General features: G+C 68.3%; 27 protein-coding genes. 12 read left to right on the top strand and 15 right to left on the bottom strand.

The window, feature by feature from the left end; genetic code table 11:
• The first annotated feature begins 184 nt into the window (after nt 1–184).
• Nucleotides 185–2,044, top strand: coding sequence for a DUF294 nucleotidyltransferase-like domain-containing protein (locus tag ACWPKK_RS11650; protein ID WP_452004006.1), 1,860 nt, complete (start codon nt 185–187; stop codon nt 2,042–2,044).
• A 7-nt stretch (nt 2,045–2,051) separates the two neighbouring features.
• Entirely contained in the window at nt 2,052–2,543 is a 492-nt protein-coding gene (locus ACWPKK_RS11645) for a DNA polymerase III (protein WP_452004004.1), read from the top strand.
• A gap of 18 nt (nt 2,544–2,561) precedes the next feature.
• Here the strand turns inward: ACWPKK_RS11645 and ACWPKK_RS11640 are convergent, their stop codons facing one another.
• The 4 genes from ACWPKK_RS11640 to ACWPKK_RS11625 form a co-directional block, all read right to left on the bottom strand.
• A complete protein-coding gene (locus ACWPKK_RS11640) occupies nt 2,562–3,398 on the bottom strand; it encodes a carbon-nitrogen hydrolase family protein (protein WP_452004002.1) in 837 nt (278 codons plus the stop codon).
• On the bottom strand, nt 3,395–3,658 hold the full coding sequence (gene grxC / locus ACWPKK_RS11635; protein ID WP_109152413.1) for a glutaredoxin 3: 264 nt from the start codon (nt 3,656–3,658) through the stop codon (nt 3,395–3,397). The genes ACWPKK_RS11640 and grxC overlap by 4 nt, the downstream gene beginning before the upstream one ends.
• Before the next feature lie 117 nt (nt 3,659–3,775).
• Nucleotides 3,776–4,543: a ComF family protein gene (locus ACWPKK_RS11630; RefSeq protein WP_452004000.1), complete on the bottom strand. Its 768-nt coding sequence runs from the start codon at nt 4,541–4,543 to the stop codon at nt 3,776–3,778.
• Between the two features lie 13 nt (nt 4,544–4,556).
• Entirely contained in the window at nt 4,557–4,823 is a 267-nt protein-coding gene (locus ACWPKK_RS11625; protein ID WP_452003997.1) for a flagellar biosynthetic protein FliQ, read from the bottom strand.
• Between the two features lie 125 nt (nt 4,824–4,948).
• On the opposite strand from ACWPKK_RS11625, the gene ACWPKK_RS11620 reads away from it, so the two are divergent.
• Nucleotides 4,949–5,860 carry a methyltransferase domain-containing protein gene (locus ACWPKK_RS11620; protein WP_452003994.1) on the top strand — a complete coding sequence of 304 codons (912 nt, stop codon included), beginning with the start codon at nt 4,949–4,951 and terminating at the stop codon, nt 5,858–5,860.
• A 27-nt stretch (nt 5,861–5,887) separates the two neighbouring features.
• Here ACWPKK_RS11620 and ACWPKK_RS11615 read toward each other — a convergent pair whose 3' ends face one another.
• From ACWPKK_RS11615 to ACWPKK_RS11605, 3 genes are all read right to left on the bottom strand, one after another.
• Nucleotides 5,888–6,658: a sulfite exporter TauE/SafE family protein gene (locus ACWPKK_RS11615; RefSeq protein WP_452003992.1), complete on the bottom strand. Its 771-nt coding sequence runs from the start codon at nt 6,656–6,658 to the stop codon at nt 5,888–5,890.
• A 341-nt stretch (nt 6,659–6,999) separates the two neighbouring features.
• The gene (locus ACWPKK_RS11610) at nt 7,000–7,920 is read right to left on the bottom strand and encodes a replication protein RepA (protein WP_063635493.1); all 921 of its coding nucleotides are present in this window, start codon (nt 7,918–7,920) and stop codon (nt 7,000–7,002) included.
• 390 nt (nt 7,921–8,310) lie between these two features.
• Nucleotides 8,311–9,150: a universal stress protein gene (locus tag ACWPKK_RS11605; RefSeq protein WP_452003989.1), complete on the bottom strand. Its 840-nt coding sequence runs from the start codon at nt 9,148–9,150 to the stop codon at nt 8,311–8,313.
• Between the two features lie 534 nt (nt 9,151–9,684).
• Here ACWPKK_RS11605 and ACWPKK_RS11600 point away from each other — a divergent pair.
• On the top strand, nt 9,685–11,430 hold the full coding sequence (locus tag ACWPKK_RS11600) for a putative bifunctional diguanylate cyclase/phosphodiesterase (RefSeq protein ID WP_452003986.1): 1,746 nt from the start codon (nt 9,685–9,687) through the stop codon (nt 11,428–11,430).
• A gap of 92 nt (nt 11,431–11,522) precedes the next feature.
• Here the strand turns inward: ACWPKK_RS11600 and ACWPKK_RS11595 are convergent, their stop codons facing one another.
• From ACWPKK_RS11595 to ACWPKK_RS11570, 6 genes are all read right to left on the bottom strand, one after another.
• Nucleotides 11,523–11,990: a protease complex subunit PrcB family protein gene (locus ACWPKK_RS11595; protein ID WP_452003983.1), complete on the bottom strand. Its 468-nt coding sequence runs from the start codon at nt 11,988–11,990 to the stop codon at nt 11,523–11,525.
• Nucleotides 11,991–11,997: 7 nt separating this feature from the next.
• Nucleotides 11,998–13,179 (bottom strand): M20 aminoacylase family protein, encoded by a 1,182-nt coding sequence (locus ACWPKK_RS11590; RefSeq protein ID WP_452003980.1) that lies wholly within the window; start codon nt 13,177–13,179, stop codon nt 11,998–12,000.
• Between the two features lie 76 nt (nt 13,180–13,255).
• Complete coding sequence (locus tag ACWPKK_RS11585) at nt 13,256–13,891, bottom strand: glutathione S-transferase family protein (protein ID WP_452003978.1); 636 nt, start codon at nt 13,889–13,891, stop codon at nt 13,256–13,258.
• A 107-nt stretch (nt 13,892–13,998) separates the two neighbouring features.
• Complete coding sequence (locus ACWPKK_RS11580; protein ID WP_452003976.1) at nt 13,999–14,247, bottom strand: DUF1272 domain-containing protein; 249 nt, start codon at nt 14,245–14,247, stop codon at nt 13,999–14,001.
• Nucleotides 14,248–14,369: 122 nt separating this feature from the next.
• A complete protein-coding gene (locus tag ACWPKK_RS11575) occupies nt 14,370–16,010 on the bottom strand; it encodes an HD domain-containing phosphohydrolase (protein ID WP_452003973.1) in 1,641 nt (546 codons plus the stop codon).
• Between the two features lie 197 nt (nt 16,011–16,207).
• A complete protein-coding gene (locus ACWPKK_RS11570) occupies nt 16,208–16,582 on the bottom strand; it encodes a response regulator (RefSeq protein ID WP_452003970.1) in 375 nt (124 codons plus the stop codon).
• A 232-nt stretch (nt 16,583–16,814) separates the two neighbouring features.
• On the opposite strand from ACWPKK_RS11570, the gene ACWPKK_RS11565 reads away from it, so the two are divergent.
• From ACWPKK_RS11565 to ACWPKK_RS11535, 7 genes are all read left to right on the top strand, one after another.
• Nucleotides 16,815–17,366 carry an invasion associated locus B family protein gene (locus ACWPKK_RS11565; RefSeq protein WP_452003967.1) on the top strand — a complete coding sequence of 184 codons (552 nt, stop codon included), beginning with the start codon at nt 16,815–16,817 and terminating at the stop codon, nt 17,364–17,366.
• A 78-nt stretch (nt 17,367–17,444) separates the two neighbouring features.
• Nucleotides 17,445–18,614: a 23S rRNA (adenine(2503)-C(2))-methyltransferase RlmN gene (rlmN, locus tag ACWPKK_RS11560; protein ID WP_452003964.1), complete on the top strand. Its 1,170-nt coding sequence runs from the start codon at nt 17,445–17,447 to the stop codon at nt 18,612–18,614.
• Between the two features lie 276 nt (nt 18,615–18,890).
• Nucleotides 18,891–19,154 (top strand): hypothetical protein, encoded by a 264-nt coding sequence (locus ACWPKK_RS11555; RefSeq protein ID WP_452003961.1) that lies wholly within the window; start codon nt 18,891–18,893, stop codon nt 19,152–19,154.
• 276 nt (nt 19,155–19,430) lie between these two features.
• Nucleotides 19,431–19,820 (top strand): succinate dehydrogenase, cytochrome b556 subunit, encoded by a 390-nt coding sequence (gene sdhC / locus ACWPKK_RS11550; RefSeq protein WP_452003959.1) that lies wholly within the window; start codon nt 19,431–19,433, stop codon nt 19,818–19,820.
• Nucleotides 19,821–19,831: 11 nt separating this feature from the next.
• Nucleotides 19,832–20,227: a succinate dehydrogenase, hydrophobic membrane anchor protein gene (sdhD, locus tag ACWPKK_RS11545; RefSeq protein ID WP_452003956.1), complete on the top strand. Its 396-nt coding sequence runs from the start codon at nt 19,832–19,834 to the stop codon at nt 20,225–20,227.
• Nucleotides 20,228–20,232: 5 nt separating this feature from the next.
• On the top strand, nt 20,233–22,017 hold the full coding sequence (sdhA, locus tag ACWPKK_RS11540) for a succinate dehydrogenase flavoprotein subunit (RefSeq protein ID WP_149223902.1): 1,785 nt from the start codon (nt 20,233–20,235) through the stop codon (nt 22,015–22,017).
• A gap of 26 nt (nt 22,018–22,043) precedes the next feature.
• Nucleotides 22,044–22,820, top strand: a complete 777-nt coding sequence (locus ACWPKK_RS11535) for a succinate dehydrogenase iron-sulfur subunit (RefSeq protein WP_014248975.1) — start codon at nt 22,044–22,046, stop codon at nt 22,818–22,820.
• Nucleotides 22,821–22,887: 67 nt separating this feature from the next.
• Here the strand turns inward: ACWPKK_RS11535 and ACWPKK_RS11530 are convergent, their stop codons facing one another.
• Nucleotides 22,888–23,085: a hypothetical protein gene (locus tag ACWPKK_RS11530; protein ID WP_452003951.1), complete on the bottom strand. Its 198-nt coding sequence runs from the start codon at nt 23,083–23,085 to the stop codon at nt 22,888–22,890.
• Between the two features lie 231 nt (nt 23,086–23,316).
• Here ACWPKK_RS11530 and ACWPKK_RS11525 point away from each other — a divergent pair, with 231 nt between their 5' ends.
• Nucleotides 23,317–24,165 carry a branched-chain amino acid aminotransferase gene (locus ACWPKK_RS11525; RefSeq protein ID WP_452003949.1) on the top strand — a complete coding sequence of 283 codons (849 nt, stop codon included), beginning with the start codon at nt 23,317–23,319 and terminating at the stop codon, nt 24,163–24,165.
• Here ACWPKK_RS11525 and ACWPKK_RS11520 read toward each other — a convergent pair.
• Nucleotides 24,141–24,446 (bottom strand): hypothetical protein, encoded by a 306-nt coding sequence (locus tag ACWPKK_RS11520; protein WP_452003946.1) that lies wholly within the window; start codon nt 24,444–24,446, stop codon nt 24,141–24,143. The two genes, ACWPKK_RS11525 and ACWPKK_RS11520, sit on opposite strands and share 25 nt — an antisense overlap.
• Nucleotides 24,447–24,562: the final 116 nt, after the last annotated feature.

The raw sequence follows: 24,562 nt of genomic DNA, 5'->3' as shown, positions 1-24,562 counted from the left end.
CCCTCCGGGGGAGGCATCCCTTCCCCTCCGGGAAAAGCTCCAGCCCGTGCGGTGAGCGAACCACGCCGCCAAATGTCGCACCCGCTTCCGGCATCACGCCCGGCGGGTGTATCCTGAAAAGCGCCTCCGGATCCGATCCGGGGGCGCTTTTTTATGCCCCGCCCTCCTGTGACGGAGCCCGCCCGTGCAGCACGCGACGCCGACCGCCTCCCCGGACTTCGATTTCGGCCGGCACCCCTTCGATCTGCTGACGGCGGATCAGCGCGCGGCGCTGGCCGGGGCGCTGGACATCGCGCTCTATCCGCGCGAGGCCGTGATCCTCTGCCGGGAGGAGCCGACCGACTCGCTGTTCGTCGTCCTGCGCGGGACCGTGCAGGAACGCCGCGGCGGCGATGTGGCGGCGGTCCACGGGCCGGGCGACCGCTTCGGCCTGCAGGCGCTGTATGGCTCGATGGGAGGGGACGGCACCAGCGCCCGCCGCTTCGTCGCGGTCGAGGAGTGCGTCTGCCACCTGATCCCGCGCGCGGCGCTGGAGGCGCTGGCCGCCGACAATCCTGCCTTCGGCACCGCCATCCTCGGCGATTTCGCCCAGCGCATGCGCGATCTGGCGGCCGAGCGCTCCAACCGCGAGATGGCGGCGCTGACCATGGCCCGCATCCGGCAGGCCTACCTCCACCCGCCGCTGTTCGTAGATGCCGCCGCCAGCCTGCGCGAGGCGGCCGAGGCGATGAGGCAGAACCGCGCCAGCAGCGTCCTGGTGCGCGGGGCGGACGATGCAGTCGGCATCCTGACCGGCACCGACCTGCGCGATCTGGTGGTGCTGGACGGCCGTCCGGTGACCGACCCGGTCGGGCCGCTCGCCCGCTACGGCCTGCTGACGCTGGACCGCGACGACCTGCTGTTCAACGCGCTGGTGCTGATGACCAAGCATGCGGTGCGCCGCGTCGTGGTGACGGAGAACGGGGCCATCGCCGGGCTGCTGGGGCAAAGCGACCTGCTGGCGGTCCTGTCCAACCATTCCCAGGTGATCGGCGTGCAGGTGGAGCATGCGACCGCGCCCGACGATCTGCGCCGGGCCAGCCGCTCCATCGTCGAGCTGATCCGCACCCTGCACGCCACCGGGGTGAAGGTGTCCTTCATCGCCGATCTGGTGACGGAGCTGAACCGCCGCATCTTCCGCAAGCTGTTCGAACTGCTGGCCCCGCCGGAACTGCTGGCGAACAGCTGCCTGATCGTGATGGGCAGCGAGGGGCGCGGCGAGCAGCTGCTGAAGACCGACCAGGACAACGGCCTGATCCTGCGCGACGGCTTCGACTGCCCCGATCTGCCCCGCATCGCCGCCGAGTTCACCCGCCATCTGGTGGAGTTCGGCTATCCTCCCTGTCCCGGCAACATCATGCTGTCCAACCCGGAGTGGACGCGGCCGCTGGCCGGCTACAAGGATGCGATCTTCAGTTGGATCCACCGCCCGGACGAGGCGGCGCAGATGAACCTCGCCATCTTCTACGACGCCGCCCCGGTGGCCGGCGACGCCACGCTGCTTGCCGACGCGAAGGACTATCTGCTGGGCCGGCTGCAGGACAACCAGATGTTCTTCACCCAGTTCGCCCGCCCGACCCTGTCCTTCGACACGCCGAGCGGCCTGTTCGCCACCCTGTTCGACCGGCGGCGGGGGGAGCCGGTGGACATCAAGAAAGCCGGCATCTTTCCCATCGTCCATGGCGTGCGGGCGCTGGCCCTGGAAAAGCACCGGGCGGAAACCAACACGGCGGAGCGCATCCAGGTGCTGGCCGAGCTTGGCGCGCTGGACCGCAAGATGGCCGGCGATCTGGTGGAGGCCTTCACCATCCTGTCGACCATCCGGCTGAAGGCGCGCGTCGATCTTCCCGAGCCCGGATCGGAGGAGGGGGCGGAGCTGGCGATCGACAACCTCGTCTACCCCGACCGGCTGGGCAAGCTCGACCACGACCAGTTCAAGGACTGCCTGGCCCTGGTGAAAAGCTTCAAGGAGCTGATCGCCCACCATTTCCGCCTGAACCACTGAGGCCGCGATGGTCCAGTCCGCTCATACCGACATCGACCGCCACGGCGACAGGCGCGAACGCGTGGCGATCCATTGCGAGGCGACCAGCTTCGATCCGGAGGCCGCAAGGCCGCTGGCCTTCGCCGCCATCCGCATCCGGGGGCCGCGCATCCTGACCGGCAGCGCCCTGCTGCTCCATCCCGGCAGCGACAGCGGGCTGGGGGAGGCTGGCGACCGGCTGCACGCCTTCATCGGCGACCGGCCGCTGGTCGGCTATTACCTGGACTTCTCCGTCGCCATGGCGGAACGGCTGACTGGACGCCCGATGTCGCAGGAGCGGGTGGAGGTGTCGGGCCTCTATTACGACCGCAAGATCCGCAACGCGGTGAAGCATGCGGTCGACCTTCGGCTGGACAGCATGATCCGCGATCTCGACCTGCCGGTCCGCCCCGAGGGCGCTCTCGGCACCGCGCTGGCCGTGGCCATGGCGTGGCTGCGGCTGACCGAGGAGGGGCGCTGAGGGATCGGAACCGACGCCTCAGAACCCCACCCGCTCCACCTCGAAGCTACGGTCGTGGGTCAGCGACGGGACCATGCCGCGGGCCTCCGCCACGCGGTCCAGGTCGAGGTCGGCGGTGATGAAGCCGACATCGGTGCCGGCGTCGGCCAGCACCTCGCCCCACGGCGCGATCAGCAGGGAATGGCCGTAGGTCTGGCGGCCCTGGTCGTGGCTGCCGGTCTGGGCCGGGGCAACCACGAAACAGCCGGTCTCGATGGCGCGGGCGCGCAGAAGCGTGTGCCAGTGGGCGCGGCCGGTCGGCACGGTGAAGGCGGCCGGCACGGTCAGGATGGATGCCCCGGCCTGGGCCAGCGCCCGGTACAGATAGGCGAAGCGCACGTCGTAGCAGACGGTCATGCCGATGCCGCCCCACGGGCTGGACGCGACCACCGCCCGCTCGCCCGGCCGGAAGCTGGCCGATTCGCGATAGGATTCGCCGTTCTTCAGCGTGACGTCGAACATGTGGATCTTGTCGTAGGAGGCGACGATCCGCCCGTCGGCGTCGAACAGGTAGCTGCGGTTGGCGGCGCGCCCGTCCTCCAGCAGCACATGCAGGGTGCCGCCCAGGATCCAGGCCCCGGTCTCCCGCGCCAGATCGGCGAAGAAGGGGATGCCGGGATGCTCCGCCTCGGTCCGGACGCGCTGCATGGTCTTGTCGCGGCCCTGGACGATCCAGCCGACATTCTCCGGCAACGCGATGAAGGCCGCCCCGGCGTCGCGGGCGCGGCGGACGAGGTCGCCCGCCGCCCGCAGGTTCGGCTCAAGCTCCGTGCCCGCATTCACCTGGACGCAGGCGGCCTTCAGGACACTGTTCATGCGGCGATGCCGAGCAGCGGATCGAGCTTGCCGGCGCGGTCCAGCGCGTGGATGTCGTCGCTGCCGCCATAGGGCTTCCCGTCGATGAAGATCTGCGGGACGGTGGTCCGGCCCTCCGACCGCTCGATCATCTCGCTGCGGCGGCCCGGCTGGGCGTAGAGGTCGATTTCCTCGTATTTCACGCCCTTGCCGTCGAGCAGGCTCTTGGCCCGCATGCAGTAGGGGCAGAAGGGCGTGGTGTAGATGACGACGTCGGCCATGCCACTGGGCTCCTTTTGGACGTGGGGAAACTATAAGGTCAACCCACGAGAGGCGCCAGACGTTGCAGCCCGCGCGCAACGCCGGTCAGCATCGCCGGATCCGGCCCTTTTCAAGCGTCAGCGGTGCACCACGCGGGCCAGCGTCAGCACGTCCACCCGGGCCGCCCCGGCGCGCAGCAGGACCCGCGTGCATTCCGCCAGCGTCGCCCCGGTGGTCAGCACGTCGTCGACCAGAACCAGCCGCTGCCCCGCCACCAGCCCTTGGACCGAGGGGCCCGGCCGCAGGCGGAAGGCGCCCTTGACGTTGCGGTGGCGCCCCTGGCGGTCCAGCCCGCCCTGGGTCGGGGTGGCGCGGTGCCGCTCCAGCAGGTCGGGGATGACCGGCACGCCGCTGTGCCGCGACAGCGCCTGCGCCAGCAGGGCGGCCTGGTTGTAGCGGCGGTGGAACAGCCGGCCGCGGTGCAGCGGCACCGGCACCAGCCGGTCGGCGTCCTCCAGAAGATCACGCCCGGCGCGGGCCAGCCAGACGCCGTAGGCCTTGGCGGCATGGATGCGGTCGCCATGCTTGAAGCCCAGAACCAGCGGCCGGCTGCCGTCGTCATAGACCAGCACGGCGCGGGCGCGGGCGAAGGGGGGATGGGCGGCCACGCAGGCGCCGCACAGGGCGCCCTCCTGCGCCTCATACTCGAAGGGCAGGCCGCAGCAGGCGCACAGCGGCGGGGCGATGAAGGTCAGGCCGGTCCAGCAGCGTGCGCACAGTCCCCCCTGCCGGTCCACCGCCTCGCCGCAGCTGAGGCAGCGCGGCGGCAGCAGTGCGTCCAACAGTCTGGCGGCCGCACCGGCGGCGGCGCGGCCCAATCCGGCAAGGTGGGCAGGTGTCTGCATCCGCCCGGTCCCGTCACTGCAGCATGGCGATGCGTTCGAAGATCACGCCGGTGTAGTCGCGCAACGCCAGATAGATCGCCGGCCCGGTGACGAACAGGATCAACAGCGTGGCGAAGAACTTCGAATCCTGTTGCAGCGAGGGCTCGTTGATCTGGGTGGCGCTCTGGAACAGCATGATCACCGCCGACAGCAGGGCAGTGATGCCCAGCGGCGGCAGCGAGATCTTCAGGATGACCATCAGCGCTTCGTAGCTGACGGCGATGGCCTCATCGATGCCCATGCTGATGCCTGTCCGGTTGGAAGTCCGATCGGGCTTGGCCGATCGGAGGTGGTGGTGCTGATAATATGGCCGGGCATCGAGTGTAGCACGGTTGTGGCGCCGCCGGGCTGGGGTATAGTGCGGCCATGACAAGCCCCGACAGCATGACCGTCTTCGACCGCGCGCTGGTCCGCCGCCGCCGCGACCGCGCCGTCGCCGAATTCTCCGACCACTCCTTCCTGTTCGAGGAGATCGCCGACCGGCTGGCCGACCGGCTGGAGGACGTGATCCGTCCCTTCCCGCAGGCGCTGGACGTCGGTTGCCACGACGGGGCGATGGGCCGGATCCTGAGAGGCCGCAAGGGGATCGAACGGCTGGTCGCCTGCGACCTGTCGCCGGACTTCGCCCGCGCCGCCGGCGGTCCGGGCAACCCCACCGTCGCTGCCGCAATCGCCGCCGACGAGGAGTTCCTGCCCTTCGCCCCCGGCAGCTTCGACCTCGTGGTCAGCAATCTCAGCCTGCACTGGGTCAACGACCTGCCGGGCGCCCTGGTGCAGATCAGGCAGGCGCTGAAGCCCGACGGCTTCTTCTGCGCCTCGATGCTGGGCGGCCAGACGCTGGCCGAACTGCGCCGCTGCCTGTACGAGGCGGAGATGGAGGTGGCCGGCGGCGTCTCCCCCCGCGTGTCGCCCTTCGCCGAGATCAAGGATGCCGGCGGGTTGCTGCAACGTGCCGGCTTTGCCTTGCCGGTGGTCGACAGCGACGTCATCACCGTCACCTATTCCGACGCCTTCGCCCTGATGCGCGAACTGCGCGGCATGGGCGAGACCAACGCGGTGCTGGCGCGGCGCAAGGTTCCGGCCACGCGCGGCATGCTGTTCGACGCGGCGCAGCGCTATGCCCAGCTCTATGCCGAACCGGACGGGCGGATCCCGGTGACCTTCGAGGTGCTCTATCTCGCCGGCTGGTCGCCGCACGAAAGCCAGCAGCAGCCCCTGAAGCCCGGCAGCGGACAGATGCCGTTGGGCGACGCGCTGAAGGGCGGCGGTATCCACTGAACCTGGTAAGGGGGGTGAGGGGCTGGTTTATGCAACCAGCTTCCAGGCCATCCAGCCCAGCACCCCGGCGTTCACCAGCATGATCGCCGGGGCGACGCGGGCGACGGCGGTGCGCCAGGTGCGGCCGGCGACATGGCCGGCCAGCCCCACCGCCAGCAGGCTCGGCACCGTGCCGAGCGCGAAGGCGGCCATCCCGAGCGCACCGGTCAGGGCGCTGCCGCTCGCCGCCGCGACCGCGACGGCGCCATAGAGCATCCCGCAGGGAATGAAGCCCAGCGCCACCCCCAGCCCGTAGCCGCGCCAGCCGGTCGGGTTGCCGAACAGCGGCCGGGCAAGACCGGACACCCGGTTCCCCCACCAGCTCTGCAGCCGGCCTTTGCCGAGCGACGGCGCTTTCGGCAACCAGGACAGCACGCTGCGCGCGGCGTAGCCGAGGAAGAACAGCGCCGCCAGCGCCAGGAGCGCCACCGACAGCCAGCGCAGGCCGGGCAGCGCCCCGATATGGCCGGCGACCGAGGCCGACAGGGCGCCGATCAGCGCATAGGCCGTCGCCCGGCCGGCATGGTAGGGCAGCACGGCCGCCCCGGTCAGGCGCCGGAACTCCGACATCGCCGACAGCGGCACCCGCTCCAGCCGCGCCGAGACCTGGGCCAGCACGAAGGGCCCGCACATGCCGGTGCAATGGGTGGTGCCGCCGACCAGCCCGGCGGTCAGCAGGGCCAGCAGCAGCCCGCCGTCGCGGTCGATGACCACGGCGCACTGGTTCAGTCCGGCATCCAGCAGCGACAGGGCGTCCAAGGCAGGGCCTCTTCGATTCGGGAACTGGCGGCGATCTTAAGGGGATGGGGAGGGTGGCCCAATGACGTGGGTCAATGGATTTGGAGCGCTTTGGGGTGTGGGGGGAAGCGACCGGGAGGTGTTTGCTGTGGGGGGAGACGATGCCCCCTCCCTAACCCTCCCCCACCCTCGGCCGGCCGAAGGCCGGTCCGATCGTGGGAGAGGGTGCCTTGCGGGAGGGCGGCGGCAGTCCCCTCTCCCACGATCGGACCGGCCTTCGGCCGGCCGAGGGTGGGGGAGGGTTGGGGAGGGGGCAACCGCAGCAAGCACCTGCCAACACGCGGTCGCTTAACCCCACGCCCTTACGCCAGCAGGCGGGCGATGGGCGGGCGGCTGGGGTGGAGGACGACGCCGTCGTCGGCAGGCTCCACCTTCGCATCCGGATAGGCGGCCAGCGCATATTGCAGGGCCTGCACGAAGCGCGGCTTGAAATGCTTCATCTGGTCGTAGCCGGCGCCGAACTGGGCATAGAGCGACGGCCAGGAGATCGGCTGCGGCCGGCTCAGCGAATGCAGCCGGTACGCCAGCCAGACATAGAGGTCGAGGCTGAGCGAGCGGTCCTTCAACTGCCGCACCGCCTCTTCCAGCAGTGGGACCGGGTGGTCGCGCAGGGCCTGGAAGAAGGTCTCGTCCAGTTGGACCACGTCGTTCCACAGCGTGCCCTGGCGGTCGTCGCCGAGATCGTCGTGGAAGATCAGGCCGCGCTTGACGATGCCGCCCTTCTCGAACACGTCGGCGTTCTCGCCGTCCCAGAAGAATTTCAGGGTGCAGGCGGAGATGCGCAGCGACTGCTCGCGGAAGCCGCGGAAGGTCTCGCCGCCGACGCTGATGCCCATGCGGGTCAGCCAGTCGCGCATGGAACGGCCGAGCTCCACCTCGCGCCGGCCGGTGCGCACCGCCTGGGTCTGCAGATAGATCAGGATCATCCGCGCCCGCGCGCCATAGGGCACGCCGAACAGCTTCACCTTGCCGTTCACCTTCAGCCGGCCCGGTTCGACCAGCAGCGTCACCTGATGGCCGCGCTTTTCCCAGGGGGCGTCGTCGGCCAGCTTCTTGTGCGGCAGGCTGGTCAGGCAGAAGCCGCTGTAGGTGATGCCGAGATGCTGGTTCTCGTCCGCCAGGATGTCGGCGGCGATGTCCACCAGCGTCCGATCCTCGGGCCGGACCAGGGCGCGCGCCTTGTCCCGTCCATGTTCGATCACTAGCCTGTGTATGTCGCCCATCGCCGCCCCGCCCAGATGTTGTGGCATCCTGGTGAGCGGCGGGCGGTGGAGTCAATGTGGGGTTAGGCGACCGGGCTAATCGACGGTTAGTTGTTAGACTTATTAGTTGAGTCGCCGCTTATCCCCATGGGGAAAGCCCGAGTCGCGCCGCTTTTCCCCACGAATCCGCCGCTTTGCCCCACGGGGAACGGGGTGGAAAACGGGGAGCGGTCGCTTTTCCCCACGGGTGCCGAGGGGCGACTCGCGGTGGTTGCGGAGGGACTCGGGGAAGGGGGTGGTCGCTTAACCCCACGGTCGCGGAGAGGTTCTATTGCCCCCTCCCCGACCCTCTCCCGCGTTCCGCGGGAGAGGGTCGGGGAGGGGGCACCCGAAGCCTACCCCCACATCCCCTCAATGGCTCATCAGCACCGGAACCGTCATGTGCTGCAGCATGAAGCGGGTCATGCCGCCCAGCACCAGTTCGCGGAAGCGGGAGCGGCCATAGGCGCCCATCACCAGCAAGTCGCAGCTTTCGTCGGCGGCCATGTTCAGCACGGTGTCGCCGGGTTCCACCACGTCGGTGGCGACGTGGGTGGCCTCCACGCGGCAGCCGTGGCGGGACAGGTGGCGGGCGATGTCGGCGCAGGGCTCATCGCCGAGGCCGTTCGGGCCGCGCTTCGGATTGGCGGCCATCACCACGACTCGCTTGGCGGTGGACAGCAGGGGCATGGCGTCGCCGATGGCGCGTGCGGCCTCGCGGCTGCCGTTCCAGCCGACCAGAATCCGTTCGCCGATGGAGGAGAAGCGTCCGGCATAGGGCACGACCAGAAGCGGCCGGCCGCATTCGAACAGGAGGTCGGCCGGCTGCGCGACCGGCTGGTCGCGGTCCCGGTCCGGAGCCGGCTGGCCGACCACCACCAGATCGGCGTAACGGCCGCGCACCGCGGCGGCGATGGTCGGGTCGCCTTCCTGAACCAGCCATTCCGAACGATCGGTCAGGCCATGGTGGCGCATGGCATCGTTGAAGGCCGCAGCCATCTGGGCCGTCTGGTCGTTTCGCGACTGGCGGCGGCTCTCACGCAATTCCTGCGGAAACTGGGATTCGATATAGCCGGGGAACACGACGTCGGTGAAGGCGTAGAGCGCGGTCAGATGCGCATCGCACCGGGCCGCGAGCTGGGCCGCGAGGTCGAGACGCGCTGCGGACGCGGGCGTATCGTCGACGACCACCAGAATGTCCTTGAGAGCCATGGCGTAATTCCTGCCCATTGATTGTGATCGTTGCCGCCATCGCCAATCGAAGCAGGGGCGATGCACGGGCGGGGCGGTGCCGGGCGGGGTAACCTCACTTGCGGTGGCCCGCACGCGTTGGCCCCACTTGCCTTGGCAGTATAAGGCCGCCGACGGTCGCCGATGTCTTTCCTTTACAGAGCACAGCCATGCCCTGTTCGCGTTCCTGCACTGCACACAAACGACTTCGGAGCGGATGGCTGTGCAAGGATACAATCCCAGGCCGCAAGGAATGTGGCAAGGAGCGCAGACCATATATTCATCTGCCCCGAACGAATGCGCCGAACGAAACAAAAAGCCGGGATTGTGGTTCGATTCAATCTGCAACCCCAACTTGAGTGAATACTATAATATGCGGCTGTGTCTTCGTCGCACCGGCTGTAGAAACCTCCAAGCTCTGCTGCAAACGGGTGCCTTTGGTTTTGACGGGCGGGTGACACTTCGCGTAAGTGTTGGGTATCGATTTCCTGATGAGTACCCCGCTCTAACCTCGCCATGAGTCCAGATCCCCGAATCTCCGCGCTGGCCGACGCTCTGTCGGGTGCCGCCTCCGGTGCGCCGGGGCTTGACGCCCTGCGTCAGATTCTCGACGCCATGACCGTGAAGGTGGCGTTGATGGACCCGCATCGGCGGCACATCTACGCAAACCGCGCGTATCTGGAGATGATGGGGACCAGCCTGGACAAGGCGGTCGGCACCACCATCGGCGAGCATCTGGGGCCGGAACTGCAGCGCAGCACCGTGGCGCTGGCCGAACGCGCGCTGTCGGGCGAGACGGTGCAGACCGAGGGGTGGATCACCCAGGCCGACGGGCAGCAGCGCTATGTGACGCGGCTGCATGCCCCCCACCGCACGGACGACGGCGCCATCACCGGCTATTTCGTCATCCTGCAGGACATGACCGAGCGCCGGCAGGTGCAGGACGACCTGTTCCGCCTCGCCTATTACGATCCCGTGACCGGGCTGGCCAACCGCCTGATGCTGCTGAAGCACATGGCGGACTACCGCAACATGGGCGAGCCGTTCACGCTGGTCATCCTGGACATCGACCGCTTCGCCGAAATCCGCAGCAGCATGGGCCAGGGCTTCGCCAACGAGCTGCTGGACGATCTGGCGCAGCGGATGGGGGCGCAGGCCGCCGCCTTCGACCTGATCGCGCGGGTCAGCGACCATGCCTTCGCGCTGCTGGCCGGCGGAACCTGCGACCGGCCGGCGCTGGAGGCCGCCATCGACGAATTGGCGGCGGTGGTGCGGTCCGCCCGCTCCAGTTCCGGCGGCACGGTGTTCCTGTCGGCCAGCATCGGCGTGGTGGAGGCCCAGCCCGGCCACGAGCGGCCGGAGGATGTGCTGCGCGACGCCGAGATCGCCACCGCCCGCGCCCGCGAGCAGGGCGGCGGCCGGCAGGCCTGGTTCGATCCGGCGATGCATTCCCATGTGGTCGAGCAGGTGCGGCTGGAGCATGACCTGCGCGGCGCGCTGGCCAGCGGCAACGACCTGTGGGTCGCCTACCAGCCGATCGTGGAGATGGTGACCGGCGGGCTGGCCGGGTTCGAGGCGCTGATGCGCTGGAACCACCCGGAACGCGGCAACATCCCGCCCGGCATCTTCATCCCCATCGCCGAGAGCACCGGCCTTGTCGTGTCGCTCGGCACCTGGGTGCTGCGGCAGGCCTGCCTGCAGATCGCCGACTGGCAGGACCGGCGCGAACCGGGCTCCGCCCCGCTGTTCATGAGCGTCAACCTGTCCACCCACCAGCTGTCCGACCCCAACTTCGTCCAGGTCGTGCGCGAGGTCCTGCGCGAGACCGGGGTGGAGCCGTCCTGGATCAAGCTGGAGCTGACGGAAAGCGCCGTCATGGACAAGGCCGAGCAGTCGATCCGCCTGCTGCGCGACCTGCGGGCACTGGGCATCAAGCTGTCGATCGACGATTTCGGCACCGGCTATTCGTCGCTGTCCTACCTGCACAAGCTGCCCATCGACAGCCTGAAGGTCGACCGCTCCTTCGTCTCGGCCATGCACCAGTCGGAGGAAAACCGCGCCATCGTCCGCATCATCATGGATTTGGCGCGTCTTCTGGGCTTCGACGTCATCGCCGAGGGCATCGAGACCAGCGCCGACGCCAATCTGCTGCGGGCGCTGGCCTGCGACTACGGCCAGGGCTACCACTTCGCCCGCCCGCTGCCGCCGGAAGAGGCGGGCAAGCTGGTGGGCGGGGAGCTGCCGTGGCAGATGCCGCGGTGAGGGGTGGTTTGAGGCGTCGGAGTTAGACCCCCACCTATCCTCCCCCGCCCAGCGGGGGAGGGTTAGGGTGGGGGTCTAACGTCACCCGGCCCTCACTTCCCCCGGACGAACTTCGGCGTTCCCGCCGCGCTGGGCAGCAGGCGGATGGCGTAGGGGCTGGTGCGGCTCTGCGCCACCGCCTGGGCCGGGCCGGGAACCGTCTCGCGGTAGGCGACGACCAGATCGGCGCCCTTCTGCTGCACGCTGTCGATGGTGACGCCGTAGCCCGCCGTGTCGCGGGGTCCCAGGAACACCGCCACCGCCATCCGGCCGCCGGGCAGGGAGGTCGGGGCCGGTTCGCCGACCCGCGCCCACAGCGCCGTCCACTCGGCGCCGTCGTGGGCGACGACATAGGCGCGCTCGGCGGCGCTGCTGTGGTTGCCCTGCCAGACGGTGCCGGCCTCCGCCTGGGCCGGCAACAGGTTGCCCTCGGCGCGGTCGGTACCGGTCTGGCAGCCGGCCAGCAGCAAGGTGGGAGCGAAAACCAGCGGGATCAGGCGGAGACGGGACGGCAGCTTCATGGGACGGTCAGGCGCTCCGCGGCAGGATCGTCTCGACCAGCGAGGCCCAATAGCTGGCGCCGGTGGTCAGGATCGCGTCGTTGAAATCGTAATGCGGGTTGTGCAGGCGGCAGGACGGGCCGCTGTGGCCGCCATGGCCGAGCCAGATATAGGCGCCCGGCCGCTCCTTCAGCATATAGCCGAAGTCTTCCGCCGCCATGGTCGGGGCGGGCGCCCAGACCACATTCTCATCGCCCACCACCTTGGCCGCCGCCGCCGCCGCGACGCGCGCCTCCGGCTCGCTGTTCACCGTGGCGGGATAGCCGGGGCGGAAGCGCAGCTCTGCCTTGGCGCCCAGCCCCTCGGCGATGCTGGAGACGAGGCGGGCGAACTGTTCCTGGATGCGGCGGTGGTTCTCTTCCGTGAAGGTGCGCATGGTGCCGAGCATCCGCGCGCCGTCGGGGATGACGTTGGCCGCGGTCCCCGCCTCCACCACCGTGATCGACACCACGGCGCTGTCGGCCGGGTTGGTGCCGCGGCTGACCAGGCTCTGCGCCGCGGTGATGATGTGGGCCGACACCAGCACCGGGTCGATGCCGCGGTGGGGCATGGCGGCGTGGGCGCCGTGGCCGGTCACATGGATTTCGAACTGGTTGGCGGCCGCCATCACCGGGCCGGGATGGACGGCGATCTGGCCGGCCGGCAGCTCCGGCCAGTTGTGCAGGCCATAGACCTGCTCGCAGTCGAACTGCCGGAACAGGCCGTCGTCGATCATCCGCTTCGCACCGCCCAGCCCTTCCTCGGCCGGCTGGAAGATGAAATGGACGGTGCCGTCGAAGTTGCGCGTCTCCGCCAGATAGCGGGCGGCGCCCAGCAGCATGGCGGTGTGGCCGTCATGGCCGCAGGCGTGCATCTTGCCGGCATGGCGCGAGGCATGGTCGAAGTCGTTGGCCTCCGGCATCGGCAGCGCGTCCATGTCGGCGCGCAGGCCGATGGTCCGGCCGCTGCCGGTGCCCAGCCCCTTCAGCGTGCCGACCACGCCGGTTCCGCCCAGGCCGCGATGCACCGTGATGCCGAACTCCGCCAGCTTCGCAGCGACGATGTCGGAGGTGCGCTCCTCCTCGAACCCGAGTTCCGGGTGGGCGTGGATGTCGCGCCGCCACGCGGTCATGTCGTCCTGGAAAGCGGCGATGCGGTTGTTGATCGGCATGTCTCTAACACTGGTTGGAACGGCCGGATGCCGTTCTGGGAAGGTGGTGCAAAAAATCGTGACGGAAACGGTCCGGCTAGCCGGGAGCGGCCATCTCGGGAACGGCCATACCGCGTCGCACCGCCGGCCGGCCGGCCATGGCGTCGTGCCAGCGTTTCAGGTTCGGGAAGCGGTCGAGCAGACCGCCGCCCGCCACCGCCGCGGCGGCGATGAAGGGGAAGCAGGCGATGTCGGCGATGGAGTAGGTGGTGCCGCCCAGATGCTCGGCGACGCCCAGCCGGTCCTCCAGCGCCGAATAGCAGCGCATCAGCTCGCCCTTGTACAGGTCGATGGCGTGGGGGATGCGGTCGGGCGCGCGGGCTGCGAAGCGCTGCATGTCGATGGCGGTGGGGCCGAGGTCGCTGACGCCCAGCATGAACCAGCTCATCGCCTCCGCCCGCTCGTCCTCGTCCTCGGGCAACAGGCGGCCGGTGCGCTCGGCGAAATGCAGCAGGATGGCGCCGGAGCCGAACAGGCGCCGCACCCGGCCGCCCGGCAACTCCTCCACCAGGGCGGGGATCTTGGTGATCGGGCTGATCGCCAGGAAATCCGGCCGCTTGTTCTCGCCGGCGGCCAGATCGACGCGGTGGACGGCGTAGGTCAGCCCCAACTCCTCCAGCAGGATGGAGGCCTTGCGTCCGTTGGGCGTGGGAAAGCTGTAGAGCGTAAGCATGCGGTGACGGTCCCTGCGCTCTGCACGGGGCGGTTCCCCGGGAGCGATGGCACAGTCTGGCCGATTTGCGCGGCGAACGCCAGCGACAGCGCCGGCAATTCGGGGATTCAGAACAGAGAGGCGCAGCCGTCCGGCTTCACGATGCGGGTGGCCGAAGGCGGGTTGGCCGCCAGCTTCGCCACCGGACGGATCGGCCGCCGCACCAGCTCGCCCCCGCAGTTCGGACAGCGCTGCCCCGGCAGCCGGGCACGGCAATCCGCGCAGAAGGTGCATTCGAAGGAACAGATGTAGGCGTTCTCAGCCGTCGGCGGCAGGTCGCGGTCGCAGCATTCGCAGTTGGGGCGCAGGTCCAGCATGGCGTCGTCTCCGGTATGGGATTCGTCATGAGGATAGCGGGTGAGGCGGCGGGCGGGGAGTGGCGTGGATGCCGTCGGGCGTGAAGATCCCGCCAAAAATGCTCCGCCCTCGCCAGGTGCGTCTACATCGCCTCCGCCCGGCGGCCGAAGAGGGCGCGCAGCTTGCGGCCGATGGTGCCGCCCAGCATGCCGTGGCCGCCGCCGGCCTTGGGGAACCAGCCGGGATCGTCGGTCTGGAAGCGGCGGATGACGTGGACGAAGGCGTCGACCACGTCGGGGTCGAAGTCGCGCCCGGCCCGCTCGACGATCCAGGAGATCGCGTCCTCCACCGGCCAGGCGCCGCGGTACTGGCGGCTGGTGATCAGCGCGTCGAACACGTCGGCCACCGCCATGATGCGGGCGCCGATCGGGATGGCGTTGCCCTTCAGCCCTTCCAGATAGCCCGACCCGTCATAGCGTTCATGGTGGTAGCGCGCGATCTCCGCCGCGATCGACAGCAGCGACCGCCCGCGCAGGGGCACCGCCGCCTCGGCCAGGATGCGGTGGCCGATCTCGGTGTGGCGCTGGATCATCTGCATGTCGATGCCGGTCAGCTCGCCGGGCATCCCCAGCGTCTCGTCCGACACGCTCAGCATGCCGACGTCGTGCAGCAAGGCGGCCAGCCCGACCTTCTCGACGAAATCGGCGTCCAGCTCGTCACCGAACTTGCCACGCTGGTGCAGCTCGCGGGCGATGGACCCCACCAGCCTCTCGATGCGCTGCAGGTGGCCGCTGGCGGCGTTGTCCTTGTATTCGGCGAGCGCCCCCATCGCCAGGACGGTGGCCTTCTGCGAGGTGTTCAGCTCCTCGATCAGCAGGGCGTTCTCGAAGGCGATGGAGCATTTGTTGCGGAACAGCTCCAGCAGCTGCCATTCGCGGGCGGTGCCGTCGTTGCGGCCCTCGACATAGATCATGCCGGTGATGCCGCCGTTGGCGCGCAGGCGCAGCGCGCAGAAATCCGGCTCGATGATGGTTTCGCTGCTGGGAGACAGCCGTTCCAGCGCCGCCTCCACCCGCGGCTCGCCGAGGGCCGATACCTCCACGTCCTTCCACTTCGCGAAACGGCCGGTGGAGGCCCGCACGCGGATCTTGCGGTCGCGCGGCAGCGTGTCGCCCTGGATGCACAGAAGCGCATGGTGGCCGATGCCGAGCAGCCCGACCACGCGCGGCAGGATGTTGGGGAACAGCACGTCGGGCGTGCGCATCTCCAGCAGGCCGGTGGTGGCGACCAGCATGCGGGCCAGCCCCTTGCGCCCGGCGGCCAGCGCCTGGAGGCTGGCGAAGGTGCGCAACTGTCCGGCCACGGCGGCACGGAGCGCTCGCGGCGTCAGCTCCGCCTTCACGCGCCAGTCGCCGACGTCGTTGGCGGCGATCGCCTCATCCTCCGCCGTCATCCCGGGATTGCCGGCACAGACCAGGATGCGGGTGCGCTGGTTGCCGAGCTCCCGGCGCAGGTGGGTCACCAGATCCAGCCCGGCCCGTTCGCTTTCCAGCGCGATCTCCAGCAGGATCAGGGCGGTGTCGGGATGCTGCTGCAGCGCGTTGCGCGCCTCGGCGGCGGAGGCGGCGCCCACCAGCGCGATGCCGGCGCCTTCGATGGACAGCCCGTCCAGCGCCGACCGGGACGTCGCCAGCAGCGACGGGTCGGGATCGACGACCAGGACCTTGAAGGGCGGTTTGGCGACCGGACCGGCCATCTCCGGCCGTGCATCGTCGTGGAGCATGGCATTCTCAGCGGTTGCGCGTGCGTGCTGCGCGTTCGCCAAAGTAATCCCATACGACCATTCATTCAACCGATGACGAAAGGTCGGCCGGCGATATCCATGCCTGCGACGATGTAACCACGCCCGTGGCGCCGTGCCGTACCGCCCGATCCGAAATGTCAGCCGGAACTGTCAGCCGGAGACGTCGGCCCGCGCCCTCACCCCGCAACGATGGCGGCCACCACCTCCGACGCGAGAAGGGTCGGGTTGACCGGCTTGGAGATGACGCGCGTCACGCCCAGCTTGGCGAAGGCGGCGGCGGCCAACTCGGAGGGGACCTTGTCCTCGATTGCCGACAGGATGACGACCGGCATCTCCGGACGCAGGGTGCGCGCGGCCTGTATCACCTCGAACCCGTCATGGTCCGGCATGATGATGTCGGTCAGGACGAGGTCGAACTTCTCCACATAGAGGATGCCGATGGCTTCCGGGGCGCTGGCGCACAGGGTCAGTTCATGACCATCGCGGGTCAGGATCGCGCGGATCAGGTTGCGCGTGACTGGATCGTCATCCACCACCAGTAGCTTGGCCATGCCAGTCCCCGTCGCGTTCATGCCGGGCGCAGGTATAGCGCGAACCTCAGGTTACGCCAGCGGCAAGTTTGTGACCGCTCATTGTCCTCAAGCGTGTCGAAATGTCACGCGGCGTGCACTGCCGGCTGTGAGAAACGGGCCGGTTCGGGCCTGCCGGTCTTGGAATGGTCTGTCCGTTTGGGGTAGTGTCCGCCCGCACCCCACGGACCAACAACGAGCAGACGCAAGACCGATGTTGCTTCCCAACGCCGTCCGCCGATTTGCCGGGGCCGCCTTTGCCGGTTCTGTCCTCTCCGCGCTTCTTGCCGCCGGCCTGACTGCCGCGCCGGCCGCCGCCGCCGACCCGCGCCATCTCGGCACCTTCAAGGACTGGAACGCCTTCGCGTTCGAGGAGAAGGGGCAGAAGGTCTGCTACATCTCCAGCCAGCCCAAGAAGACGGAGCCGAAGGCAAAGCGCGGCGACATCTATGCGCTGGTCACCCACCGCCCGTCGGAAAAGACCCTGGACGTCGTCAGCATCATCGTCGGCTATCCGTTCAAGAAGGGCGCCGAAGCCGAGGTTTCGGTCGACGGCAAGGAGTTCAAGCTGTTCACCGACGGCGAGACCGCCTGGGCCCGCGATGCCGAGAGCGACCGCGCGGTGACGGCGGCACTCCGCGACGGCAAGCAGATGGTGGTGAAGGGCGTGTCCGGCCGCGGCACCAAGACCACCGACACCTACAGCCTGGCCGGCGTCGGGCAGGCCTATGATGCGATCAACGAGGCCTGCGGCGTGAAGCGCTGATCGCCGCAGCGGTTTACTTGGTCTTTTTCCCCTCGAGTCTTTTGACTCCGAACGCTCATGGCCCTATGTAATGGGGCCATGAGCGCCTCAAATCATGCCTCCGCCTTCGTTCTGCCGGCGACCGATGCCGACGGACGCAAGAACCTTGTCGGCCTGTCCCGCGAAGAGCTGGAAGCCGAGATGCTGTCCGTCGGCCTGGAGAAGTTCCGGGCACGCCAGCTCTGGCACTGGATCTATCACCGCGGCTCCACCGACTTCGCCGAGATGACCACGCTGGCCAAGCCGGTGCGGGAAAAGCTGGCCGACGCCTACATCGTGGCGCGGCCCACGGTGGTGAAGGACCTGAAATCTGCGGACGGCACCCGCAAGTGGCTGCTGCGCATGCCCGACGGGCAGGAGGTGGAGAGCGTCCACATTCCGGAGGAGGATCGCGGCACGCTCTGCGTCTCTTCCCAGGTCGGCTGCACGCTGACCTGCCGCTTCTGCCATACGGGCACGCAGCGTCTGGTGCGCAACCTGGATTCGGCGGAGATCGTGGCGCAGGTGATGCTGGCCCGCGACATGCTGAACGAATGGCCGGCGCCGCCCGATGGGCGCATGCTGTCCAACATCGTCATGATGGGCATGGGCGAACCGCTGTTCAATTACGACAACGTCGCCAAGGCGCTGAAGATCGTGATGGACGGCGACGGCATTTCGATCTCCAAGCGGCGCATCACGCTGTCGACCTCCGGCGTCGTGCCGATGATGGAGCGCTGCGGCGAGGAGCTGAACGTCAACCTCGCGGTCAGCCTGCACGCAGTGACCGACGAGCTGCGCAACATCATCATGCCCATCAACCGCAAATACCCGCTGCGGGACCTGATGGAGGCCTGCCGCAACTATCCCGGCCTGTCCAACGCCCGGCGCATCACCTTCGAATATGTGATGCTGAAGGGCGTGAACGACACGCCGGCCGATGCGCGGGCGCTGGTGAAGCTGCTGGAAGGCATCCCGGCCAAGATCAACCTGATCCCCTTCAACGAATGGCCGGGCGCGCCCTACGAGCGGTCGACCTCGCGGGCGATCCAGGTCTTCGGCGACATCGTCAACAATGCCGGCTACGCCAGCCCGGTGCGCACCCCGCGCGGCGAAGACATCATGGCCGCCTGCGGCCAGCTGAAGAGCGCCAGCCTGCGCATGACCGCCGCCGAACGCGCCGCCATCGCCGCCGTCATCGCGGAGAAGGACGCGGCGCTGGCATCGTGAAGGCGAATTGTTAGGCACCGGTATCGCCGGGCAGGATTGACCCGGATTTCAAGGTCTTGTTCTTGCTTTCGGATCGTCAATCTCCGTGACTTGGGGAATGGCTGGCATCCATGTGGCAGGCGTTGAAATCCGGGCAATCGCCGTCCATCTCTTCTTCGTATCAAGGCTTTCCAAGAAGCCGCTCGCCGTTCGCCGTTACGCCGGGGAATTGCGGACGGCGCCGTGCTGTGACAGGGTGTCGGCACTTCCGCCAACAGCCCCGGCCCCAGCATCGGCATGCCCGCCCCCATCGAGGACATCATCGCCAAGGCGATCAAGGACGCCGACAAGTCCTTCTTCAACGAGGATTATGCCAAGCAGGCCCGCGCGGTGACCACGGCGCTGAAAAAGGCGGGGTATGAGGTGGCGCCGGTGAAGCCGCCGCCGGGGCTGGTCGAATGGGCCAAGGACAACATTCCGTTCGGTCGTCTTCGTCCGGCGGAACTGATTACGCAGATGTACTCGATGATGGTCGAGAACGTGCGCCGCTTCGACAAGTAGCGGCGGCTCAAGCTGGACAGCCTCCGACTGGCCCCACTCGCTGGTATTACCACAGGACCCGAAGGCCGTTTCTTTTCAGCCACTTCCCGCGCTGCGCCAAAATCGTCACACCAGCACTTTCGGCCACCCCCCGCCGTTGACTCGGCTGCTGCGGGAGCGTAATTCATTGCGCCAACCAATAGGACGGACAGCCGTCTTAATAAGGGCACGCACCACCCAGCCGCCGCGGCAATCGTCATGTTGCGCCGCGCCCGGCCGCGAACAGAGGACGACGCAATGGCAAACGGCAGCGGTCGGCCGCTCTCCCCGCACCTTCAAGTCTACAAACTCCCGTTGACCGCAGTCATGTCCATCACGCACCGCATCACGGGCGTGGGGCTGGCTGTGGGCACGCTTCTGCTGGTCTGGTGGCTGGTCGCCGCCGCCGCCGGTCCGGCGGCGTTCGCGCGTGCGCAGGGCTTCATCGGCTCCTTCTTCGGCCTGCTTCTGATGTTCGGCTGGTCGGCGGCGCTGTACTACCACCTGTGCAACGGCATCCGTCATCTGGTCTGGGACGCCGGCAAGGCGATCGAGCTGACCGATGCCGACCGCAACAACAAGGTCGTCCTCGGCGCGACGGCAGTGCTGACCGTGCTGACCTGGATCGTCGGCCTGGCCGTGTGGTGAGGAGATAAGACATGGCGTCCAATAGCAAGACCCTCCGCTCGCCGCTGCAGGTCGCGCGCGGCCTGGGTTCCGCCAAGCATGGCACCGAACACTGGTGGTCGCAGCGCCTGACCTCGATCGCCCTGGTCCCGCTGACCGTGTGGTTCGTCTTCGGGGTCATCGGCCATCTGGGTGCCGATCACGCCGCCTTCATCGCCTGGATGAAGTCGCCCTTCTCGGCCGTCATGATGGTCCTCACCGCCGTGGTCACCTTCCACCATGCCCAATCCGGGCTGCAGGTGGTCATCGAGGACTACGTGCATGTCGAATGGCAGAAGATGGCGCTGATCATCGGCGTCAAGTTCCTGTCCTTCGCCCTGGCGGCCGCCTGCGTGCTGGCCGTCGTGAAGATCTTCATCGGAGCCTGACGACCATGGCGACCGCCTACAACATCATCGACCACACCTATGACGTCGTCGTCGTCGGCGCCGGCGGCGCCGGTCTGCGCGCCACCTTCGGCATGGCCGAAAAGGGGCTGAAGACCGCCTGCATCACCAAGGTGTTCCCGACCCGCAGCCACACCGTGGCGGCGCAGGGCGGCATCTCCGCCGCGCTCGGCAACATGGGCGAGGACGACTGGCGCTACCACATGTACGACACCGTGAAGGGGTCGGACTGGCTGGGCGACCAGGACGCCATCGAGTACATGTGCCGCGAGGCCATTCCGGCGATCATCGAGCTGGAGCATTACGGCGTTCCGTTCAGCCGCACGCCCGAAGGCAAGATCTACCAGCGCGCCTTCGGCGGCATGACCGCGCAGTACGGCAAGACCCAGGCCTACCGGACCTGCGCCGCCGCCGACCGCACCGGCCACGCCATCCTGCACACCCTCTACCAGCAGTCGCTGAAGCACGAGGCGGAGTTCTTCGTCGAATACTTCGCGCTCGACCTCATCATGGAGGACGGCGTCTGCAAGGGCGTGCTGGCCTGGAACCTGGACGACGGCACGCTGCACCGCTTCCGCGGCCAGCTGGTGGTGCTGGCGACCGGCGGCTACGGCCGCGCCTATTTCTCGGCGACCTCGGCCCACACCTGCACCGGTGACGGCGGCGGCATGATCCTGCGCGCCGGCCTGCCGCTGCAGGACATGGAGTTCGTGCAGTTCCACCCGACCGGCATCTACGGCTCCGGCTGCCTCATCACCGAGGGCGTGCGCGGCGAGGGCGGATACCTGACCAACTCCAACGGCGAGCGCTTCATGGAGCGCTATGCCCCGTCGGCCAAGGATCTGGCGTCTCGCGACGTCGTCTCCCGCTCGATGACCATCGAGATCCGCGAAGGCCGCGGCGTGGGTGAGCACAAGGACCACATCCACCTGCACCTGGAGCACCTGCCGCCGGAGATCATCCACCAGCGCCTGCCCGGCATCGCCGAGACGGCCAAGATCTTCGCTGGCGTGGACGTGACCAAGGAGCCGATCCCGGTTCTGCCGACCGTCCACTACAACATGGGCGGCATCCCGACCAACGTTCACTGCGAGGTCCTGTCGCCGACCGCGGAAAACCCGGACCAGGTGGTGCCGGGCCTGATGGCGATCGGCGAGGCGGCCTGCGTGTCGGTCCACGGCGCCAACCGCCTGGGCTCCAACTCGCTGCTCGATCTGGTGGTGTTCGGCCGTGCGGCCGCCATCCGCGCCGCCGAGATCGTCCAGCCGGGCAAGGCCCCGTCGGTCAAGCCGGATGCTTGCGACAAGGCGCTGGAGCGGTTCGACCGCATCCGCAACGCCAAGGGCTCGATCAAGTCGGCCGACCTGCGGCTGGACATGCAGCGGACGATGCAGAACAACTGCGCCGTCTTCCGCACCGGCGAGGTCCTGGACGAGGGCGTCAAGAAGATCGACGCGGTCTATGCCAAGAAGGGCGAGATCGCCATCTCCGACCGCTCGCTGGTCTGGAACTCCGATCTGGTCGAGGCGCTGGAACTGGACAACCTGCTGGGCCAGGCGGTCGCCACCCTGCACTCCGCCCAGAACCGTCCGGAAAGCCGCGGCGCGCATGCGCGTGAAGACTACCCGAATCGCGACGACGAAGGCTGGATGAAGCACACCGTCATCTGGGTCGCGGACAACGGCGAGACGAAGATCGATTACCGCCCGGTCCACATGTACACCCTGACCGATGAGGTCGAGGTCTTCCCGCCCAAGGCCCGCGTGTACTAAGGCCCGCCGGATAAAGGAAATCAGCCATGGTTGAATTCAACCTGCCAGCCAACTCCAAGGTCGGCGTCGGCAAGACCGTCAACGTCGCGAACGGCGCCAAGCGGGCCAAGAGCTTCAAGATCTACCGCTGGAACCCGGACGACGGCCAGAACCCGCGCGTCGACACCTATGTGGTCGACCTCGACAAGTTCGGGCCGATGATCCTGGATGCGATCATCTACATCAAGAACCAGGTCGACAGCACGCTGACCTTCCGCCGGTCCTGCCGCGAGGGCATCTGCGGGTCGTGCGCGATGAACATCGACGGCACGAACACGCTGGCCTGCCTGAAGGCGATCGACGAGGTTCCGGGCGACGTCAAGATCTACCCGCTGCCGCACATGCCGGTGGTGAAGGATCTTGTCCCCGACCTGAAGCACATCTACGCCCAGCTCGCCTCGATCAAGCCGTGGCTGCAGTCGCAGTCGCCGGCCCCGAGCCGCGAGCGGCTGCAGTCGCCGGAGGACCGCGCCAAGCTGGACGGCCTCTACGAGTGCATCCTGTGCTTCTGCTGCTCGACCTCCTGCCCCAGCTATTGGTGGAACGGCGACCGTTACCTCGGCCCATCGATCCTGCTCCAGGCCTATCGCTGGATCGTCGACAGCCGCGACGAGATGACGGGCGAGCGCCTCGACAACCTCGAGGACCCGTTCCGCCTCTATCGCTGCCACACCATCATGAACTGCACCAAGGCGTGCCCGAAGGGTCTGAACCCCGCCAAGGCCATCGCCGAGATCAAGAAGCTGATGGTCGTGCGCCGCTGATTGCGGACACGAGGCTTGCGACATCGGAAAGGCGCCCCTCCGGGGGCGCCTTTTTCGTTTTTGGGCGTCAGAGGAAGTCGGGGTTGATCGGGCGCGACGGTGGAAGGTCGTTGCCGGGGGCCGGGCTGTCGGTGGTGCCGGGGCCGCCCGGGTTGGGCAGGTCGGGGTTGTCGGTGACCGGCAGGTCGACGACCGGGACATCCTCGTGCGGGCGGGGCTGCGGATTGGGCGGGGCGGCGCTGAGGCCGGGTTCGATGGTCGGCATGGCGTGAATCCCGTCTGTTGGCTGACTTGCGGTCAGATGCTCCCCCCTATCAACGGTCGAATCCGCAATCCGCTCCGTCGCACGGGACAATTGCGTGCGGACCGGTTGACCGGCGGCGGCGAGGGGGTATGCTCTTCGGGAGATCACCAACGACGACGAACCACCAATGGGCGGCGCGAACCGGCGTCGCCCAGCGGGCGAACACATTTCTATCCTAGGGAAGGACCAATCATGGGCGGCATGGCAGGCCAGGCGTGGAGCTGGATCCAGGGCGAATGGGTGGAGGGCAATCCGCCGATCGTCGGACCGCTCTCCCACACGCTGTGGCTCTCTTCGACGGTCTTCGACGGCGCGCGCGCCTTCCAGGGCGTGGCCCCCGACCTGGACCTCCACTGCGCCCGCGCCATCCGTTCGGCCCAGGTGCTGGGCCTGGAGCCGATGGTCACCGCCGGCGAGATCGAGGAGCTGTGTTGGGACGGCATCCGCCGCTTTCCCAAGGACGCGGAGCTGTACATCCGTCCGATGTTCTACGCCGATGACGGCTTCGTCGCCCCGGCGCCGGAGAGCACGCGCTTCGTCCTGTCGATCTACGAGGACCCGCTGCCGCAGCCGACCGGCTTCGCGGCCTGCATCTCCACCCGCCGCCGGCCGATCCCGACCATGGCCCCGACCGAGGCCAAGGCCGCCTGCCTCTATCCCAACGCCGGGCTGGCGCTGACCGAGGCGCGCAAGCGCGGCTTCCAGAACGCGATCATGCTGGACGCAATCGGCAATGTGGCGGAGTTCGCGACGTCCAACATCTTCATCGCCAAGGACGGCGTGGTGCGCACCCCGGTGCCGAACGGCTGCTTCCTGAACGGCATCACCCGCCAGCGCGTCATCGCCCTGCTGCGCAATGACGGCGTGACGGTGGAGGAATGCACCCTGACCCCTCGGGATGTGCTGGAGGCCGACGAGGTCTTTTCCACCGGCAACCACGCCAAATGCGTGCCGGTCATCAAGGTCGAAGACCGCAGCTTCGCGGCCGGCCCGATTTTCCAGCGGGCGCGGGCGCTTTACTGGGAATACGCGTTCCGCTGATCGAGCAGAGCCACCGCCGCCCGGCGGTGATGGGCCAGCGTGGCGGCCAGGCGGCTCAGCCACGCGTCGGTCCGGCATGCCGCGGCGGTCAGGCTGCCGCGGCGCCGCGCGGTGGCGAGGCGCGCCTCTGCCGCGAGATCCGTGTGCAGGCGGAGCGTTGCGGCGCGTTTGACGGCGTTGGCGCGGGCGGCGCCCCCGAGCAGGGCAGAGCGCAACTCGGGCGTCGGCGGTCTGGCGTCATGGGTGCGGTGAAGGCTGTCCAAGCGGGCGGCGCGGTCCATGGAATGGACGGTAGCGCCTGCCGGCTGGGCGGTAAAGGAAAATTTTCCTAGGATCGTGGGCCGGGCGGGGAGGTGTTTGCCCCCACGGGTCTCTTGCCCCCTCCCTAACCCTCCCC

It is taken from the genome of Azospirillum largimobile (assembly GCF_977007025.2).
This window is presented reverse-complemented; position numbering and strand designations above follow the sequence as displayed.

Coding starts and splice junctions, on each gene's coding strand:
- rlmN (WP_452003964.1), top strand. CDS start 17,445: ATGAGCGCCTCAAATCATGCCTCCGCCTTCGTTCTGCCGGCGACCGAT.
- ACWPKK_RS11590 (WP_452003980.1), bottom strand. CDS start 13,179: ATGCCGATCAACAACCGCATCGCCGCTTTCCAGGACGACATGACCGCG.
- ACWPKK_RS11595 (WP_452003983.1), bottom strand. CDS start 11,990: ATGAAGCTGCCGTCCCGTCTCCGCCTGATCCCGCTGGTTTTCGCTCCC.
- ACWPKK_RS11640 (WP_452004002.1), bottom strand. CDS start 3,398: ATGAACAGTGTCCTGAAGGCCGCCTGCGTCCAGGTGAATGCGGGCACG.
- ACWPKK_RS11530 (WP_452003951.1), bottom strand. CDS start 23,085: ATGCCGACCATCGAACCCGGCCTCAGCGCCGCCCCGCCCAATCCGCAG.
- ACWPKK_RS11585 (WP_452003978.1), bottom strand. CDS start 13,891: ATGCTTACGCTCTACAGCTTTCCCACGCCCAACGGACGCAAGGCCTCC.
- sdhC (WP_452003959.1), top strand. CDS start 19,431: ATGGCAAACGGCAGCGGTCGGCCGCTCTCCCCGCACCTTCAAGTCTAC.
- ACWPKK_RS11565 (WP_452003967.1), top strand. CDS start 16,815: ATGTTGCTTCCCAACGCCGTCCGCCGATTTGCCGGGGCCGCCTTTGCC.
- ACWPKK_RS11525 (WP_452003949.1), top strand. CDS start 23,317: ATGGGCGGCATGGCAGGCCAGGCGTGGAGCTGGATCCAGGGCGAATGG.
- ACWPKK_RS11580 (WP_452003976.1), bottom strand. CDS start 14,247: ATGCTGGACCTGCGCCCCAACTGCGAATGCTGCGACCGCGACCTGCCG.
- ACWPKK_RS11520 (WP_452003946.1), bottom strand. CDS start 24,446: ATGGACCGCGCCGCCCGCTTGGACAGCCTTCACCGCACCCATGACGCC.
- ACWPKK_RS11630 (WP_452004000.1), bottom strand. CDS start 4,543: ATGCAGACACCTGCCCACCTTGCCGGATTGGGCCGCGCCGCCGCCGGT.
- ACWPKK_RS11610 (WP_063635493.1), bottom strand. CDS start 7,920: ATGGGCGACATACACAGGCTAGTGATCGAACATGGACGGGACAAGGCG.
- ACWPKK_RS11605 (WP_452003989.1), bottom strand. CDS start 9,150: ATGGCTCTCAAGGACATTCTGGTGGTCGTCGACGATACGCCCGCGTCC.
- ACWPKK_RS11600 (WP_452003986.1), top strand. CDS start 9,685: ATGAGTCCAGATCCCCGAATCTCCGCGCTGGCCGACGCTCTGTCGGGT.
- sdhA (WP_149223902.1), top strand. CDS start 20,233: ATGGCGACCGCCTACAACATCATCGACCACACCTATGACGTCGTCGTC.
- ACWPKK_RS11575 (WP_452003973.1), bottom strand. CDS start 16,010: ATGCTCCACGACGATGCACGGCCGGAGATGGCCGGTCCGGTCGCCAAA.
- ACWPKK_RS11570 (WP_452003970.1), bottom strand. CDS start 16,582: ATGGCCAAGCTACTGGTGGTGGATGACGATCCAGTCACGCGCAACCTG.
- grxC (WP_109152413.1), bottom strand. CDS start 3,658: ATGGCCGACGTCGTCATCTACACCACGCCCTTCTGCCCCTACTGCATG.
- ACWPKK_RS11535 (WP_014248975.1), top strand. CDS start 22,044: ATGGTTGAATTCAACCTGCCAGCCAACTCCAAGGTCGGCGTCGGCAAG.
- ACWPKK_RS11645 (WP_452004004.1), top strand. CDS start 2,052: ATGGTCCAGTCCGCTCATACCGACATCGACCGCCACGGCGACAGGCGC.
- ACWPKK_RS11620 (WP_452003994.1), top strand. CDS start 4,949: ATGACAAGCCCCGACAGCATGACCGTCTTCGACCGCGCGCTGGTCCGC.
- ACWPKK_RS11625 (WP_452003997.1), bottom strand. CDS start 4,823: ATGGGCATCGATGAGGCCATCGCCGTCAGCTACGAAGCGCTGATGGTC.
- ACWPKK_RS11555 (WP_452003961.1), top strand. CDS start 18,891: ATGCCCGCCCCCATCGAGGACATCATCGCCAAGGCGATCAAGGACGCC.
- sdhD (WP_452003956.1), top strand. CDS start 19,832: ATGGCGTCCAATAGCAAGACCCTCCGCTCGCCGCTGCAGGTCGCGCGC.